The following is a 17,579-nucleotide window of genomic DNA, read 5'->3' as shown; positions in this document are numbered from 1 at the left end:
AGCCAAAACGTCGTAGGATGCAGTAGCTGTTAAAGCAAAGAATGGGATTGGCCTTTCTGTTTTAGTTAAACAATAATTACGGGCGTTATCCCCCATTCTTAAATATGAGGTTCTGAAATCATGGCCCCATTCAGAAACACAATGAGCTTCGTCAATTACACAATAGCTGAAAAAGTTTTCATTTACATTACTAGTTTCTAAAAGATCATTTCTAAACCCGTTATCCTGTAGTCTTTCGGGTGAAACAAATGCAAAGAGGGTTTGTGCAGCTTTAATTTTTTCAAGAGCCAGATTCCTCTCCTTCTGATTAAGGGAAGAATTAATGAAAACTGCACCGTCAATACCGTTTTTTAGCAACCCTTCATATTGATCTTTCATTAAAGATTTGATTGGATCAATAACAAGAGAAATTCCGGGCTGCAAAAGTACCGTGAGCTGGTAAGTAAGTGATTTACCTGAGCCTGTTGGAAGAAGACCGATAACACTTTTACCAGAAAGTGCTCGATTCATTATTTCTAATTGTCCTGGTCTAAAAGATTTTTTTCGAAAAATATCCTGAACAAATTTTTCCAGGACTTCAAGCTGGGTAGAATCAACAACGAATTCATTAGTGGAATTGTTTTTAATACCTAATTTTTTGTACCTGATTAATGCCGCTGTTTTAAAAGAGCGCCTAGTTTTAGCGGAATGTGCAGACCGCACTAAAACTTTCGTTTTGGCATTTATATCTTGTGGAGTTGAAGTTAAATGGCTTCTTTGTAGTATTGAAATATCAATTAATAAATCATACTCCAATCCTCTTTCTATTACTAAAGATTCCTCTCCCGGAAGAACAAATCGGTCATTTGATTCTACTGATAAATTTATTTTTGGAAGGTTGATTTTTTCACCTTTTAAGGCACTTAGGGCTTCTAATAAATTGGACAGATCCTCAAAGGCTAATTGAGCGCACGGTATGTCTCTTTCGAGAATGGCTATGTTCCATTCCCCCGCTGAAAGGTCGAGATTGTTACCTAATATTAGTTGAATAATAGTTTTCTGAATTCTTGCAATTGCAAAGGGAGTAAGAGACAACCTGCAAAGCTTCTTACCAATAAAAGTTTGATAAACTGGCTCTTCAAAATTCTCTTTAAGATATTTGAAAAAGGAAGAATTATTCCAAGAAGAATAGATTCCACTTAACTGAGAGTCTATAGAATTCCAGTCTCTTGTCTTGATCCGATAAGCTCTACCCCATTTAGCTTTTTCGGTAGCACTGTCTCTGTTAGTATCAATCTTTTTTTGCTGCTCCTCTTCATGCTGACTACCGTCTATTTCTATTATAAATCCTCTTCGTCCGTCCACTTTATAAGGGAACTCAAGTGTAAAGTCTAAATTTTGTTCATTAAATAGCTCTATTGAACCATTGAGGTATTTTTCCACCTCGTCTTTAGTTGTAGTTGAATATCTCAGTAGGTTTTCTAACTCCCTCTGTGGCTCTAGGAGTTGGACCAAATAAGGAGAGGTACTCTTCGGGAGCTTTTCGTATAAAAAATCTTCTTCAAAAGAACTTCCAAGATTTTCCCATGCCTTTATTTCATTTTTATTTATTCGACTCAATTCCAAACCAGGATCAACTATATGCAGAGATCTAAAAATTTCTCTGATCTCTTCCTCTTTTATCCTTAAAAGGTTTTTGATAGATCCGATTTCTAAGGCTTCATGATCGGGATTATAAAAACCTAAATCTTTTACAATTCTCTCTTCTACCGATAAAGATGATCGTGTAGGCAATCCCCGGGATATTAAATTATGAGCAACTGAAAAAATAGGATTTTCAGGAAGAGAAGGAAACTTCTTAGACGAAACATAAATTAGGTCAAAAAAGGAAAGTTGATTCAGTAATCCTTCTACTTCTTCAAAAGGGAATTTGGATTCCAGACATTCCCGGACACAATCAAAAAAATAACCAGCTTGTAACTGTTTTACTTCCATTTGATTTTTATCGGTTTACTACAGGAAGTACCATGTAATCACCATCGTGATCCTCATAAAAAGCATTACGATGGCCGTTTATTTCGTGAATATTTACATCTATAGTTTCATCTATCTGAACTGAGCCAGATACATCCGCATTTAGAGATCCACCATTTACATAAACATCCTGCTGTGTAGAAATAACGCCAGCATTTTGAAGAACAATTGCCCATATGCCAATTGTTATTGCAATAAGACAAAATTTACTCGTACTTGAATTCATTTAAATTTAATGTTTAATAAAGATTTTTGATTTACCCAGAAATAAAATGTTTAAAAAATTATAGAGTGGTACAGCTCTCCACCAGTTTAAAGTTGAGTCGGATGTAATTCCGATTTCAAATAATTGAATGGAGGCATTTGATTCTAAACAAAAGTTTTTCCTGCGTGTAGGGAAGGTGAGCAGAAAAATCTACTGCTAATATAATGTTAATCTTAATTAGTTAATAATAAAATTTCTAAACTATAACTAAGGATATACTCTATATGTGATGCTCAATAGTTGCCTAGAATTTAACAGGGTGTGTTAAAAAAATCAAAAAATGATATATATTAGCAGATCCATATACTCATCATACATGAAAAATGTTTTAAAAGGTATTTTCTTCTTAGGATTCGCATACCTGAATTATCAGATTTCTCAATACATATTTGGAGATTGGCCTACAGATGAACAGCTCGACCAGGCATGGGATTATATGAAGGATACATTTGATAATCCAGATAAGGCCATAAACGATGTGAACAACCAATTGGATGAAATTAATCCACAGAGCGACTTAGATCGGATGCAGTCAGAAATTTTAGAAAAATACAAGGATGAAAAAAAATCATCCTATTGGGGGAGTTCAGAGTCAGAGGCCATTACTATTGAAGATGGAATAAAGATATACACCTCTCCTTGGGAAAAAGGAGAAACTCCTGTCAAGGTGGGAGATAAAATATCAATAGGTTATTCAGCACATTTTTACGACGGAAAAGTCTTTGAAACCAACATCGATTACGTTGCTGAAAGAGAAGGTCTTTATGAGGCAAATCGATTTTATGAACCCTTGGAGGTGGTAACAGGAAAGTCAAGTACTTTAGTTCCAGGTGTAATAAAAGCTTTGGATTACATGAATGTAGGTGATAGATCATATGTATTTGTACCTGCTGACGAAGCATATGGTAAAAAAGGAAATAATTTGGTACCTCCAAACACAGACTTAGTTTATGTGGTTGAGATCTTAGATAAAGATGATCTTATACTATTTGGAAGTCGTCCTTGGGATTTTTGTTTTAAAAAGGAATTTTTTGAAAATGGTTACTTGAGCGGCACTCCCACACTTCTTTTTAGGAATCTTCCAAATAAAAGAGTGGAAGGTTATTACATTTGGGAACCCCCAGTGGAAAGAGGTACCTGGGGTGGAACATTTACCGGCAAATATGTTGAAGACGATTTCATTGAGGCATCTGGCCGGTGGAGCCAAGAAGGTGAAGATTATGAAGTGGCCTTTAAAATAAGGATTAACGAGGGAACTGCTACAGTAGACCATCCTAATAGAACTGATGAAAGTTATACATTAGATACAGCGAATTGTGAGGATCAACTATACTAAAATAATGAGCTGGCAATAATTGAGCGCCTCAAATTTTTAATGAGCAGATAAAAAATGAAAACAACCCAAGGAATCGTAAGTGTACTGTTTGAATATGACACTTTAAAAAAAGCGAAGGCGCAATTTAAATCTGGTGCCGAAAAAACTCCTATTGATAGTCAAGACCTGTCTTTCCGCCTACTTAAAACCAAATACGGAAACATAAATTTAGAACTACTTTGCAGAGACAATAGCGGGATGTATTTTAAGCCAGTCGGCTTTTATGAATTTGAAAAAGGTGGATTTTTTAGTTCCGGAAAATTAGTAGTTACAGTATTAAATGAGTTTCAAGAGGACTACAACTCGTGGAGCGGGACTGTTCCTAAGAATGTCCTCAAGGTTAAATTTATGAATATTCGAGAAAGCGGAATTATAGCAGCATTTTCAAGAGAAACCATTGAGACAGTAAAAGAAATGTACCGACTTAAAACAAAAGGACTTCCCCAGTCTGTAATTGATCAAATAGGACCATTTCCACATTTACACGCTATGCAGTTTGATAAATCTCTAAATTCCAACGGACTTAATATTGATCTGCTATTTTCGATGGAAGGATTTCCACAATGTTTTTTGGATGATGATTACGGAGTTCAAGGTGCTTTTGGAGCTTATTTTAAAAATGATAATGGCTATAGTTTAAACCCAATAATCGAACATAAAACTAACTATAACAAATTCTACCGAATGGGGCTGTTATCCGCGTATAAAGGAATTTAGGATAAGGAAACCTGGGGTAAATACCAGACGTAGTTTAACCTGTTTATTGAAATCGTTCGGATACAACCGCACCAGTAAAAAAGCCGGGAGGATTGTATGGAGATCTTGGTTTGTTTTTGCCTATCTAGTTAAAAAATGCATGACCAGATATTTTCTCCAGTCTTTCCAGGGGCGAAGCTTTTATATAATTGTAAAAAACCTTTTCAGAGCTATGCCCACTAATAGCCATTATATCGATTACAGGCATATCAGCTTTATATGCATTGGTACAAAAGCTTCGTCTGGCGGTGTGATTGGTTAAGAGTTGATGTTTTTTAAATGCAGTTTTGGTGCGAATTCCACCTTCAGTACGCTCAATAGTAATTTCCTCATTGAGTTTGGCTTTCTTGCCAATGCTTTTTAGTGCTTCGTTTATCTTTTGCTCCGGAATCATCTTAGGGAACTGCCCGTCCCGCTTTTTCAGAATGTCTTTTATAAATGGATGAAGGGGTATGTGCACTATTTTACCTGTCTTCTGTGTTTTAATTTCCAAATAGCTGATACCTCTAAAAGCTTTGATGTTTGAAGTTGAAAGGCTTTTGTAATCGGATACTCTTAAACCAGTTACTGCAGCTATGACAAAAAGATCCCGGGCAATATCTAAATGTGGGCGCTTTGAGTAATTAATTTCCTTGATGCTTTTTATTTCATCCATTGTAAGGTAAATATGGTTTACCTCCTCTTTGGGTTTGGTAAAGGCTGATTTTTGATAGTCCAGACTCTTGTGAAGTCCTCTTTCAAAAGCATCATGCATGACCGTCTTAATGTTCTTTATTTGGGTTCCAATGTAATTATCGGTATATCCTTTGTCCTGTAGCCATTGGATAAATTCGGAATGGAAAGTCAGGTTAATATGCTGAAAAGCTAATCTGCCGCCGATGTGTTCCTCATAATCCTCCAGAATTCTAAGGGTGTTATTGTATGGTTTTAAGGTGCTTTTTGCTAGAGGTTTCCCGGTGCTTGGCCGGGGTTTACTTTTATAGTAATTGGTAAACCATTTATAGTGATCAGTTAAATAAGCAACCTCTTTCTTTTCGCCAGTTTTATCCTTCCACTGGTTGATTCGCTGCTTAAGTATCCTGTTGTCAATCGGAATATCTTCTTTTTCTAAATCTCTTAATAATTGCCGGGAAAAAGTTAGAAGCTCAGCCAGGTCTGCATTAATATTACTACTATCCGGTTCTGCTAATATGTTCTTTACTGCATTATTTTGTTCATCCCAATGTGCAGCTTTCTTTATACTCAATCCGGTTGCATATCGGTACTGCTTCTTTCGGCCATAATTGAAATGAATGTAGATATTTTGTGTAGTTCCTGTTCCTTGACGTAGTTTGACTTTGACCGATCCCATTTTTTTAGAGTTGATTTTGTACCGCCCAATGTACCGCCCTTTTTTGAATTTATCGTTATTCAGCTTTGATTTTTTATGAACATCATCCTTTAAAAACAGCTTAAAAGCTGCGTTAACAAAGGGATTTAGGTAAAAAAAATATTAAGAGAGATTAAGAGAGTATCAACTAAAAGTAGTCCTGTCGAGGTCACTATATCTACTTCAACAAACCCTGTAATTCACTGATTTACAGGGTTTTTTATTTTTTAGGATGTTAATTAATGTTAAAAAATATTGATTAATATTGAATTGTGAGGTCAACAAATCGGTCAACAAAAATAGTTTTAGAAATTTGTTGACCGCTTTGTTAAAATCATTAACTTTCTTATATAGTTGATTTGACTTTCGTCTTTACTGATTATTCACCTTTAAGACGAACAACTATGACTTCAAAACAGACATTTTCTATCCTGTTCTGGATTAACTCCTCCAGAGCCAAAGACAATATGGCAGAAATTTACGCCCGAATTTTCGTCAACCGTAAAAGAGTTAATATGGATCAAGAACAAAAGTTGACATTAAAAAATGGGATAAAAACAAAGGACGATTAAAATCCAAAGATCCAGGTTCCATCCAGATAAATCGGTTCATCGAACAAACAAGGACGCAAATTTTTCAGTCTTACATGGACCCCCAAGCCAACAATGAGTCAGTTAGCGCTACATCCGTAAAATCTCGTTTTTTAGGAAAAGATGAGCATCACACCTCAATAAAGGAATTAATAGCATATCATAATGAAAAGATGCAACACGTTCTGAATCCTGCTACTATGCGCCACTTCAAGACGAGTCAAAACTATATTATGGAGTATGTTCACAAAGAGTATAAATCTAAGGACTACCTACTTAAAAATCTTGATTACGGTTTTATAATTGGTTTCGAAAGCTTTTTGCGCTCCTATAAGCCGAAACATTATCAACCACAAATTGGCAACAACACCATCATGAAACATATTCAGAGATTGAGAAAGATGGTAACCATGGCCTTCCATATGGAGTGGATTACAAAAGATCCATTTGTAAAATTCAAACCTAAAATAATCAAGGAAGAAAGAGATTTCCTTACACAAAACGAACTAGAAAGATTAGAGAAACTATAACAATTAATATTTTAGGAAGTTCTTCATCTCTATTTAAATTGTGAGAGTCAAATCCACTAAAATTTTAAGATAATAAACAACCAAAGAAATCAATTATTATCCATTACCAGCGCCATTCAAATTTTATAACGGCAGTAAACAACAGCTAATATTTTTTTAATAGGAATTCAGCATAGCGTAAGCCTGAAACAATCTTATTATTACGGTTTTTCGCTTTGTCTTCAAAATTATCCAGTGTTCTTTTCTCAATTTTTCTTCCTTTGATAAAAAGCATGCGTATATTTTGCAATGAATTAAGGTTAACAAATGGATTATCATCTAACAGGATTAGATTTGCTTCTTTTCCTATTTCTATACTCCCTGTATTTTTCAAGAATGCATGTGTTTTGGAGGGATTTATTGTAGCAGTCTTTAAAACATCATAATTGCTTAGGCCAGCCAATTTGTACAATTCCAATTCTTGATGAATAGAAAAACCAGGTAAGGTAATTCCAATACCTGCATCTGTTCCGCAGACAATGTTCACCCCTACTTCAGCTAACTTCCTAATTGCCAAAAGATGGAAATTATGCTGAGCTTCAATTGCTTCAGATATTTCTGGATTCTTGAGTTTTTCAGCACTCCACCTGTCATATTGGGCTTTACTATCTACCATTCTTATCAAAGGATTCATATAATCCAGTTCATTACTGGACATAATATCCTTTTCCCTGAGGAAATGATAAATATTACGATATACAGCCAATGTAGGACATAATGCTGAATTTGAATTTGAGGCGTATAAATTTACTACCTCTTGAAGTTTCACGGTATCTAATTTATATTTTAAGGGTTGTTGCACAATATCTTCAGCATGTTCAATGGTCTTAACAGGGTTTGTAAAATGGGATGCATAAGGTAATTTTTCGCTGGGATGAGCCACTATATCGATGTTTTGTCTCCTGCTCTCGTCAATAATTGCATCAAATATTTCTGGTGTTAGTCCATTGTATATTTTAATAAAATCATATCCTTTAGCTTTACAAGCAACTACCATTTCCCGACCTTCTTCCGGAGTAAAAATTTGGAGGTTGTCATCGCCTACATATTCAGGGCCTGTCAATTTGGGGCCTGAAGTGTAGAAATTTGGAGCAAGAATTTTATTTTCTATAATGTCTTTTTTCATTCGAAGGTGCATGGGCTGCCCCCAGAGATTTCGGACAGTTGTAACGCCTTTTGAAAGATAAAGTCCCAGCTCATATCTGTCCCACACATGCACATGCATGTCGGTTAGCCCGGGCATTAGAAATTTAGCCTTTCCGTCAATATAGTCAAGGCTGGGATCTTTTAAATTCATCCCGATTTTTGCAATCTTCCCGTCGATAATTTTTACGTCCTTGTTAGTCAGTATAGTATCGGCCGTCATAGGAATAACGTTAACATTTTTAATGAGGTAACTATTAAATTCAGTACCTGGATTATTGTTAATTTTCAGGTATGAAATATTCCTGTTATCTATTATAATGGCCGATAAAAGGATAACAACACAAAGGGCAATAATCGTGAGAAGCGAAACCAAAGTTTTTTTAAAGAATTTCATTCTTAAATAATTACGTCAGAAAATACTTTATTACAATTTAAGCCATAATAAATTTGGCTGTAGATCTATGGGTTATTTTACGATATTTTTCACTCTAATTTTATTAGGTGTTTGAAATAACAACATTGCCTCTTTTATGCCCTTTTTCAATAAAGCGATGGGCTTCTGATAATTCTTCTAAAGGAAACTGTTTGTCAATTATTGTTTGAAGTTTTCCAGCATTGTAAACTTTTAGAATTTCACTTAATAAATCCCGAAGTTTATCATTGCTTTTGGTTCCTGTTGCCTGAAAGATAGCCTTCTTAGAAGATAAAGTTGTCCTCATCATGTTGAGTAAAAGAAATATTCTCAACACCGGCGAGATGTAAACTCCTTTTTCAGAAAGGATCTTTCTGCACTTTCTAAAAGAAGACTTCCCTACTGTATCAAATATTATATCATATGTTTTATTACTGTTAGTGAAATCTTCATGGTTGTAATCGATCAGTTTTTCTGCTCCTAGAGACTTGACCAAAGTGAAATTTTTAGCACTGCAAACGGCTGTAACATGACAATTTTTCTGGTATGCAAATTGAACTGCTGAAGTGCCGAGTGCTCCTGAAGCTCCGTTTATTAAAACTTTTTGGCCAGGTTTCAGCTTTGCAAGCTCTACTAGGAAATTAAAGGAGGTTAAATGACCGTCACAAAAACACGCTGCTTCAGTAAAATCTAATGAAACAGGCATTTTTAATATCACAGCATTTTCAGAAATTGTAAGATATTCTGCATTAGCCCCAAACCCCAAAGTAGTTTCCCCAAACACGCGGTCTCCCTGACAAAACTTTGTTACTTTTAAACCGACCTGCTCCACCGTTCCACTAAAGCCTGTACCAGGAATGGAGTTTTTTGGCTTTCTTAATCCCAAAAACAACCTGGCGAAACTGGGTTTCCCCTGGCGCATCAAAGTGTCAGCAGTTGTAGCTGATGAATTTATAATTTTAATCAGCACTTCATCCTTTTTAGGCTTCGGGGTTTTGACTTCCTGAAATTGAAAGACATCGGGGGAGCCATATCCTGTTGCTACTATTGCTTTCATTTTTTTATCACTCATGAGTTGCTGTTTAAGATCAAAGAAAACAAAGGATCAAGAATTCAAAATTGATTCTCTTTATTGGGTTGTTTTATTTTGGATGTTTTACCTTCTTTCTTAGAATTTTTACAATTCGGCTATAAAAAATCTCTGATAAATTCCAGTTATATCCGTCAAAATTGGTGGTATTCGTAAATTGAATAACAACTGTGTCTATGTCTTTATGATATTTAGCAATTGTTTGATATCCAGGGATAAGGCCTGTATGTTCATATTCATAGATTGAAGAATAAATTTCCTGCTCTCTTTTATTCTTAAATACAGAGCCATCATTTAAAGCTCTAATAAACTTTCCCAAATCCTCTGCTGTAGCAAGCATTGCATCATTATTGTCTGCTTTTAAATCATATTCGTAGCCCACATAGTACCCACTCATGACATCATCCAAATTTACATCTTCGATAGATCCATAAGTATTTTTGAGGTCAAGAGGATCTAAAATCACCTCGTGGATATACTGAAACTGGTTCTCACCTGTTACTTTTTCTATAAGTTTACTCAGGAGTAAATAATTTGTATTACTGTATTTATAATTTTTCCCCGGCTCAAAGTCTGCGGGTTGATCAAGAACTAAAGCCAACTGTTCATTTTCACTTTTTTTTGGATGAACCCAGTAATTCTTGGTGTCGGTATAATTGGAAATACCACTTCGATGCTGCACCATCATTCGCACGGTAATTTTATCGGCATTCTCTACCCTTCCCACAAGTTCAGGAAAATAATCAGCAAGAGTATTGTCCAAAGCCAGACTTCCATTGTTAGCTAATTTTGCAATAGCCACAGCAGTATATAATTTACTTACACTGGCAATTTTGAACAGTGACTGAGGATCGGCAGGAATTTTGTTTTCCCTGTTTTTGTAGCCTGCAGCATAATAGGCAGGTTTTTCTCCATTTTGATCTACATAGACGATCATGCCGTCAAACCCGTATCCAATTGCATCATCAACCTGTTCCTGAACTGTATCGGGCAATGGCATAATCCAAGCCTTAATTACTATCCATGGGACAAAGTATAATGAGGAGATACTTGCAATAATTAATAATATTCTAAACATGTTTTTTAATTTTTGTGATTTCATAATATCCTGTTTAACGGTAAATCATTTTTTTTTGATTGATTAGAAACAGGGTTTCCGCACACTGAATCTTCAATGATTTTTTGTTTCTCAATGCTTAATTCTTCTTTCTATTAACAGCCTATAAATTTAACTAATATGGTCGCCGTAACTATCATTCCTACTCCCAATCCAATTAGTGTCCCAGACCAGGTTTTTTTTCAAATAATTTCCCAAGACCAAGCAACGTAGAGCCGGTCGTAACAATGAGCAGCATTACATAAAATATGACATTATAACCCCATTTTTTTGTTATTTCACTTTGTTGATATTCCATTACTTAGTCTTCTTTATGAGTTCCTTACCGGGATTTCTAAAATTTCTTTCTTTTTAATTTTTTTATCAATTCCTAAATTCCTGCCCGCTTTAGATTTCCATTTAAGTCCAAAAAACGGACTAAGAAAATAAATCCTTCTAATCCCAAATTCGTAAATAACAAAGCAGCCTATTCCTGTAAATGCGACTATGGTGACAAATTTCAGGAAGACCGGGATATCAAACGGCAGGATGATCATTGAAGCCGCATACAACACGAACATGTGAATGATATAAACGGGATAAGCTGCCCGGCTAAGGTATGTTAATGTGTGACCGGGCTTGTTGAGATATTTAAATCCAAGCCCAAAAATGGCAAAGATCCAGCAATTAGATTCCAGGGTCAATAAATAGGCTGGGGGCACTAAATTGAATAGAGTAAAACGGCCTAAGCAAAGAGTGAGGGCAAGACCCAGATATAGCCATTTCCACTTAAGCACGGTTTGCCAGAAGGTTTCTCCAATGAATACGAAAAAGAAACCAAAAAAGAAGGCAATCATTCCAAGAAAGAAGCCGTGCCAGGTCTCCGCGTACATTTCAAATACCTGTGGCTTTACTAAAAGAACTTCCAGCGCAAAAAATATGGTTACGGAAAGTGGCCCTGCCGGATACCTCATCCAGGAAGAAATTTTTCTTACAAACCTGCTGTCCCTTATTTTCTTCAGATAAAAAAACAACGGAAAAAAAATGAGTATATAAACGAAAATATTGGCAAGAAACCATAAATGACCCTGATGGGCATAGTATCCCAGAGGAAGATGATAGTACTTCTGAAAAATGAGAAAATGCAATGGAACAATAGCAATAACTCCAAAAATATAGGGTAAAAGAATTCGTTTACTCCGCTCCAGTAAAAGTTCTTTCCAGTTGCGTTTCTGCACTGCAAAATACACTCCCATACCAGAAACATAAAACAATAACGGAATACGCCATATGTTAAGCATACTCATGGGCTTCCATAAGCTTTCCATCAATTCATCACTTCTTATAAAACCAATGAACATTGCCCAGGGCTGAAAAACAATCGCAATATGATAGATTAAAAGCAGTCCTATCGCAATCACCCGCAACCAGTCTATATCGTACCTTCTTTGTGTTTTCATTTTTCTTTAGATTAAAGCGTAATTACTGTAACATCATGGCAATAACAGGGCGATTTTTTTGAATTTGTTCCATGTTCAATTGCAGGCCTAAAGGGGCCATCTGTTGTTGTATCATTTCATAAACAGGTTCAATTTCTGAAAATGGTCCCGACACGGTTTCTCTGGGTGTGGCACCAAAATTATTCAGCAACGTCTTATCTGCGTGGGCATCTATTAACAGTTGTACAATTTCCACACGGCCAAAGAAGGCAGCTGTGTGCAGGGGAGTAGAACCGTCGTTGTTCTTTAATGAAAGATCGGCACCAGCATCGATAAGCTCCCTGGCAATTCTGGTTTTCCCAAATGCTGCCGCAGTGTTTAGTGGAGTGGAACCGCTAAACTTATCTTTTGTATTGATATCGGTTCCGCTTTCAATATGTTGCCTAACCACTTCAATGCTATTAGACATAACTGCGGCATGAATATCCATTTGCGGTTTCTCAACTACAAATTGTTGAGTATCCTTCTTCTTGTTTTGGCTACAGGCAGGGAATAGAACCATTATCATTACCAGACTCAATAAACTTCTTACCACATTTACTTTGATTGCTTTCATAATTTAAAATTTTAGATTTTGATTATTAAATTTTGTTTGGTACAAAGATGCTTACATACCTCTTGGAAGATATACCAGGGTTGAGGCTAAATGCATAAAGTTTTAAAAGAGAGATATAAATTATGATGCAGAAGTATAAATTATGAGGCAATTCGGGTTTAAGGTGTACCCTTGTGAAGAAATAAAGCGAAAAGGAGGTTAGATATTTTTTCATTAATTTAATCCTGTTATTTAATGCAATGTCAGCTAATAAAACAGACAGAGTAGATTTTCTTGACAAGGCAACCGAAATGATCGTAAAGAATGTTTCTAACGAGCGTTTTGGAGTCTCTGAACTGGCGGAAGAATTACATATAAGCCGCTCTAATTTGCTAAGAAAAATAAAGTCTGCTACAAATTTATCTGCAAGTCAGTTCATTCGTAAGGTACGGCTAGAAATGGCTATGGATATGCTGAAGGACACCTCCCTGACGGTTTCGGAGATTTCGTATAAAGTTGGTTTTGGCAGTTCCTCATATTTTATCAAGTGTTTTAGGGAACAATATGGCTATCCACCCGGAGAAGCAGGAAAACAAGAAGCAAGAAAACAAGAAGCAGGAAAACAAGAAGCGGGAACACCGAAACCCGAAGAACAAGTGGAGGAAGCTTTCGAAACTTCAGCCAGAAAGTCCCGGTTATTTTCCAACCCCATTCTGATACTTGCAATTTCAGCTTTAGTAGTTGCAGGTATTTCCTTCCTGATTTTTTATGACCGGCCCCTGGAGCAAGAGCTAAACTTGCAGCCAGAAAAATCTATTGCAGTTTTGCCATTCAAGAATGAGAGCAGTGATTCTTCAAACCTGTACTTTGTTAACGGGCTGATGGAATCTACATTGAACAATCTGCAAAAGATCAAAAACCTGCGGGTACTTAGTAGATCTTCTGTTGAAAAATACAGGAACAGTGTCAAGACAATTCCCGAAATAGCCCAGGAACTTAATGTGAGCTATCTGGTTGAAGGAAGCGGGCAAAAAGTTGGGGATCAGGTTTTACTAAATATTCAGCTCATTGATGCTTCCGGGGACAAACATCTTTGGGCAGAGCAATATAACCGCGAAGTTGTAGATATATTTGCCATTCAAAACGAAGTAGCGACCAAAATTGCCAAATCTGTTAAAGCAATTGTTACCCCGGCCGAACTCAGGCAGATCCAAAAGCAGCCTACAGAAAACATGCTGGCATATGATTATTACCTTCAGGGGCTGGATCCTTTTTTATCCAGGACAAGGGAAGGTCTTGAAGAAGCAATTGATCTTTTTAAAAAGGCTATAGATGAAGATCAGGAGTTTGCCCTTGCTTATGCTAATGTTGCAATATCTTACTACCTGCTCGAAATGTTTCAAACCGAGAAACAGTATACCGAAGAAATCAATAGTTACTCCGACAAAGCTTTGCTGTATGATTCTAAATCGGCTGAGAGTCTAACGGCAAAAGCCTTTTATTACATTCAAACCGGGGAATATACCCTAGCACTTCCATATCTTGAAAAAGCATTGGAGTATAACCCAAATTCCTCCCTTGCCATCCAGATGCTTGCTGACTTCTATTTTCGGTTAACTCCAAATACTGAGAAATACCTGGAATATGCCTTAAGGGGCACTCAGATAGACGCGATGGGTAATGATTCCGTCACTAAAAGCTATGCGTATGTGCAGCTTAGTAACGCTCTTGTTTCAAGCGGATTCATAGATGAAGCCTTAAAATATACAAATATGTCCCTTGATTACAACCCAACAAATTATTATGCACCTCACTTAAAGGCATTTATCCTTTTTGCTAAAGACGGAAATGTGAACCGCACTCAAAAACTCTTGAACAGGGAATGGAAAAAGGATACCACCCGTCTGGATATTTTACAGGATCTAGCCAAAATGTTTTATTTGAAAGAAGATTATGATAGTGCTTATTATTATTTTCAAAAATTTGTTGAGGGTAGAGAAAAGAGAGGACTGGATATTTATAAGCAGGAAGATGCTAAAATCGCAATGGTATATGAGAAGGTGGGGCAAAAAAAAGAAGCAAAAAAATATTTTAAATCCTTTTCAGAATATTGTGAAAAGGATCAGTCGGTTTACAGAAATGCAAATCTTGCTGTGAAATTTGCTTATGAAGGGAAAAAGGAAGAGGCAATAGAGCAGCTTAAAATATTTTCGGGTACTGACAATTATCCTTATTGGTTTCTCATGATCGAACAGGATCCCTTATTTAAGAACTTAAAAAATAATCCGGAGTTTAAAATAACCGTGGAAAAGATCAAAAGGAGGTTTTGGAGGGAACATGAAAGAATGAGTTTAGCTCTTGAAAGTGGGGGGTTATTATAATTCCCAGTATAGAAAATATAATGAAATTCATCCTGACATCTCTACAGCAGTGAACGAAGTAAAATTATTCTATTATAACTCAAGGATATGACCATCTGGAGCCGTCAAAAATTTCCTACACAGAAAAAGCCGGATCATTTCCGGCTTTTTTAATATTCGGTTTTTATAAGAGTCCTTCATCAGCAAATGAAAAGTACTTGCCTTCCGGAGTAATAATCAAGTGGTCCGGGAGCTTTATATCGAGGTCACTAAATAAAAATCCCAACAAGCTCATTATAAAGCTGTTGGGATTTTTTATTTTCCACTATATCCCCATCTACAACTACAATCCGGAATAACTTATATTCTTCTTTCCTTCTGAACAGGTCATTTCACCCTCTCTTTACAGAAATATGAAATCCTCTTCATCTGTCGTTATATTTTATTTATCTGATGTTTTTTTAACAGAACTAAATAGTACATTTGATCGTGAAAATGATCAAAACCCTGTTTATCGTCAACCATAGGATTTTCCTGCTCCTGCTGCTTTTAAGTAGTAGTAACAGCCTTTTTTCTGCCAATTGGGAAGATCTTATTCCGGAGGAAAAAAACATTCCGCAGGAAGTTTTAGAAGACTCTTTTGAAGAACAGGTAGACGATCTTTTTGAGTCAATCCTGCCAAACCATAAGAACCCGGTTTTTGTAATTGTAGGGTTTGGAGTTGCTGAAGATTTTGATGCCCGCATTCACAATCACACTGTAACCTCCCTAAGTTATATTAAACGCTCCCGCTATATTTTTCCGGGACTGGGTCTCAAAAAGGTCATTTTTCCTTTCCATGTTTTTCTTTAAAATTTAAGCTTCAGTTTTACGGAAGGAAACCTTCCACCTTTACAGTGTTACCAACCGGCAGACACTCTAAATCAATACCTGAATTTTAAAAAATAAAGAAAATGAAACTAGATATCATCATTGTAGATCTTGCCCTTGTGGCAGCAATTTTTGTCCCTTACCTCCTATTTATATTGATTGGAAGAAAGGAAGTAAAAAAACTAAAGGATAAATTTTCCGAAGAGGCGAAAAGACATCAGTTAAGCTTCGACGAAAAAACTCTATGGAATAACAACATCATGGGGCTGGATAGAAAAAGTGCTAAAATCCTGTTCGTTCAAAAAAGGAAATCAGGAATATTGGCAGAAATTATAAATCTCAGGGAAGTCACAAAATCTGAAGTTCTTAAACATGTGCAGACCGTAAAAGTCGACCAACGGACAGAAGATATCCTACAAAAGCTTGAACTGAGATTACAATTTCATAATGGCTGTGAACAGATTTTAGGCCTCTACGACTGTGAAGAAAGTTACGCGCAGGACTATGAACTAAAAAATGCGGAGAAATGGAATGCAATCATTAATTCGATCGTCGTCTTTCGTCCAACAATTAATTCTGCTGCATAACGCATTCAGGAGAAGAGAACTTTTGAGAAGGTTCTCTTCTCTTTTTGCTAACTTTTAGGAGCTAACTTAATTTTAAATATTAATGATACTACAGTTTTTATTATTGATTGCCGGACTTCTGTTACTGATCAAAGGCGCCGACTGGCTTGTGGAAAACTCTTCTGCCTTTGCCCGCAAAAAAAATGTTTCTGATCTTGCCGTAGGCCTCACCATTGTTGCTTTTGGCACCTCGGCACCCGAACTTGTGGTGAACGTGGTTGCAGCGTATCAGGGTCATGATGATATTGTGTTTGGCAATGTGATAGGAAGCAACAACTTCAACCTCTTTTTTATACTTGGGGTAGCAGGACTCATTTCCCCATTGCTGGTACAACAGACCACAGTTTGGAAAGAGATCCCAATTTCGCTTTTGGCTGCAGTCGTCCTTTATTTCCTGGTCAATAACTTCTTTTTGGATACTGAAGGAATTTTAGGAAGAGGCGATGCTTTTATCCTCATCCTGTTCTTTCTGGCCTTCCTTTACTATGTATATACCCAGTTAAAGGATGTACCTTCAACTTCACCTGCAGCGGTAAAAGAGATCTCCAATACCAGGATCTTTGGTTTTATTGCTCTTGGACTTGCGGGGCTTATTATTGGAGGAAGACTTGTAGTAGAAAATGCCATGGATATCGCCTCAAGCCTGGGAGTGAGTGAAAAGATAATCGGGATCACCATAGTTGCTGCCGGAACTTCTTTACCCGAACTCGCCACTTCAGTAATTGCAGCCTTTAAAAAGAATAATGATATAGCTGTAGGGAACATCGTGGGTTCAAACATCTTTAATATTTTCTTCATTTTAGGCTTAAGTGCCCTGGTTAAACCTATTGGGTACGATATAGTTTTCAACACAGATCTTTACCTGCTGTTTGGCGGTACTATTCTGCTGTTCCTGTTCATGTTCCTGGGCGGTAAAAGAAAACTCGAAAGATGGGAAGCCGGGGTTTTGCTGCTGTTGTACCTCGCCTACACTACTTACCTGGTACTTAACGAGCTGTAGATCTTTAG

The 17,579-nt window shown here is 36.5% G+C and carries 14 protein-coding genes and 1 pseudogene; 7 read left to right on the top strand and 8 right to left on the bottom strand.

The window, feature by feature from the left end; genetic code table 11:
• Positions 1 to 15: 15 nt before the first annotated feature.
• A pseudogene (locus VS868_RS11710) lies at positions 16 to 1,974 on the bottom strand (DEAD/DEAH box helicase); the annotation flags it as partial.
• A 7-nt stretch (positions 1,975 to 1,981) separates the two neighbouring features.
• On the bottom strand, positions 1,982 to 2,239 hold the full coding sequence (locus VS868_RS11705; RefSeq protein ID WP_345597676.1) for a hypothetical protein: 258 nt from the start codon (positions 2,237 to 2,239) through the stop codon (positions 1,982 to 1,984).
• Positions 2,240 to 2,558: 319 nt separating this feature from the next.
• Here VS868_RS11705 and VS868_RS11700 point away from each other — a divergent pair, with 319 nt between their 5' ends.
• Entirely contained in the window at positions 2,559 to 3,614 is a 1,056-nt protein-coding gene (locus VS868_RS11700) for an FKBP-type peptidyl-prolyl cis-trans isomerase (RefSeq protein ID WP_345597674.1), read from the top strand.
• A gap of 54 nt (positions 3,615 to 3,668) precedes the next feature.
• Entirely contained in the window at positions 3,669 to 4,370 is a 702-nt protein-coding gene (locus VS868_RS11695) for a hypothetical protein (protein WP_345597672.1), read from the top strand.
• Between the two features lie 124 nt (positions 4,371 to 4,494).
• Here VS868_RS11695 and VS868_RS11690 read toward each other — a convergent pair whose 3' ends face one another.
• Positions 4,495 to 5,760 (bottom strand): phage integrase SAM-like domain-containing protein, encoded by a 1,266-nt coding sequence (locus tag VS868_RS11690; RefSeq protein WP_345597670.1) that lies wholly within the window; start codon positions 5,758 to 5,760, stop codon positions 4,495 to 4,497.
• Between the two features lie 556 nt (positions 5,761 to 6,316).
• Between VS868_RS11690 and VS868_RS11685 the strand changes: the two genes are divergently transcribed.
• The gene (locus tag VS868_RS11685; protein WP_345599832.1) at positions 6,317 to 6,898 is read left to right on the top strand and encodes a phage integrase SAM-like domain-containing protein; all 582 of its coding nucleotides are present in this window, start codon (positions 6,317 to 6,319) and stop codon (positions 6,896 to 6,898) included.
• Between the two features lie 145 nt (positions 6,899 to 7,043).
• On the opposite strand, the gene VS868_RS11680 is transcribed toward VS868_RS11685, so the two are convergent.
• The 5 genes from VS868_RS11680 to VS868_RS11660 form a co-directional block, all read right to left on the bottom strand.
• Positions 7,044 to 8,477, bottom strand: coding sequence for an amidohydrolase family protein (locus VS868_RS11680; RefSeq protein WP_345597668.1), 1,434 nt, complete (start codon positions 8,475 to 8,477; stop codon positions 7,044 to 7,046).
• Between the two features lie 103 nt (positions 8,478 to 8,580).
• Positions 8,581 to 9,567, bottom strand: coding sequence for an NAD(P)-dependent alcohol dehydrogenase (locus VS868_RS11675; RefSeq protein WP_345597666.1), 987 nt, complete (start codon positions 9,565 to 9,567; stop codon positions 8,581 to 8,583).
• 70 nt (positions 9,568 to 9,637) lie between these two features.
• Positions 9,638 to 10,663 (bottom strand): serine hydrolase domain-containing protein, encoded by a 1,026-nt coding sequence (locus VS868_RS11670; protein WP_345597664.1) that lies wholly within the window; start codon positions 10,661 to 10,663, stop codon positions 9,638 to 9,640.
• Between the two features lie 350 nt (positions 10,664 to 11,013).
• Positions 11,014 to 12,141 carry an acyltransferase family protein gene (locus VS868_RS11665; RefSeq protein ID WP_266067702.1) on the bottom strand — a complete coding sequence of 376 codons (1,128 nt, stop codon included), beginning with the start codon at positions 12,139 to 12,141 and terminating at the stop codon, positions 11,014 to 11,016.
• A 22-nt stretch (positions 12,142 to 12,163) separates the two neighbouring features.
• Entirely contained in the window at positions 12,164 to 12,736 is a 573-nt protein-coding gene (locus VS868_RS11660) for an ankyrin repeat domain-containing protein (RefSeq protein ID WP_266067703.1), read from the bottom strand.
• Positions 12,737 to 12,975: 239 nt separating this feature from the next.
• Here VS868_RS11660 and VS868_RS11655 point away from each other — a divergent pair, with 239 nt between their 5' ends.
• From VS868_RS11655 to VS868_RS11640, 4 genes are all read left to right on the top strand, one after another.
• A complete protein-coding gene (locus VS868_RS11655) occupies positions 12,976 to 15,096 on the top strand; it encodes a helix-turn-helix domain-containing protein (RefSeq protein ID WP_345597660.1) in 2,121 nt (706 codons plus the stop codon).
• Positions 15,097 to 15,570: 474 nt separating this feature from the next.
• The gene (locus VS868_RS11650) at positions 15,571 to 15,927 is read left to right on the top strand and encodes a hypothetical protein (protein ID WP_345597659.1); all 357 of its coding nucleotides are present in this window, start codon (positions 15,571 to 15,573) and stop codon (positions 15,925 to 15,927) included.
• A 101-nt stretch (positions 15,928 to 16,028) separates the two neighbouring features.
• Positions 16,029 to 16,532 (top strand): hypothetical protein, encoded by a 504-nt coding sequence (locus VS868_RS11645; protein WP_266067706.1) that lies wholly within the window; start codon positions 16,029 to 16,031, stop codon positions 16,530 to 16,532.
• An 82-nt stretch (positions 16,533 to 16,614) separates the two neighbouring features.
• Positions 16,615 to 17,571 carry a calcium/sodium antiporter gene (locus tag VS868_RS11640; RefSeq protein WP_266067707.1) on the top strand — a complete coding sequence of 319 codons (957 nt, stop codon included), beginning with the start codon at positions 16,615 to 16,617 and terminating at the stop codon, positions 17,569 to 17,571.
• Positions 17,572 to 17,579: the final 8 nt, after the last annotated feature.

This window comes from Salinimicrobium sp. 3283s (assembly GCF_039602225.1).
Lineage (GTDB): Bacteria > Bacteroidota > Bacteroidia > Flavobacteriales > Flavobacteriaceae > Salinimicrobium > Salinimicrobium profundisediminis.
The sequence above is the reverse complement of the archived record's forward strand: the minus strand, read 5'-3'. Positions and strand labels throughout refer to the sequence as shown.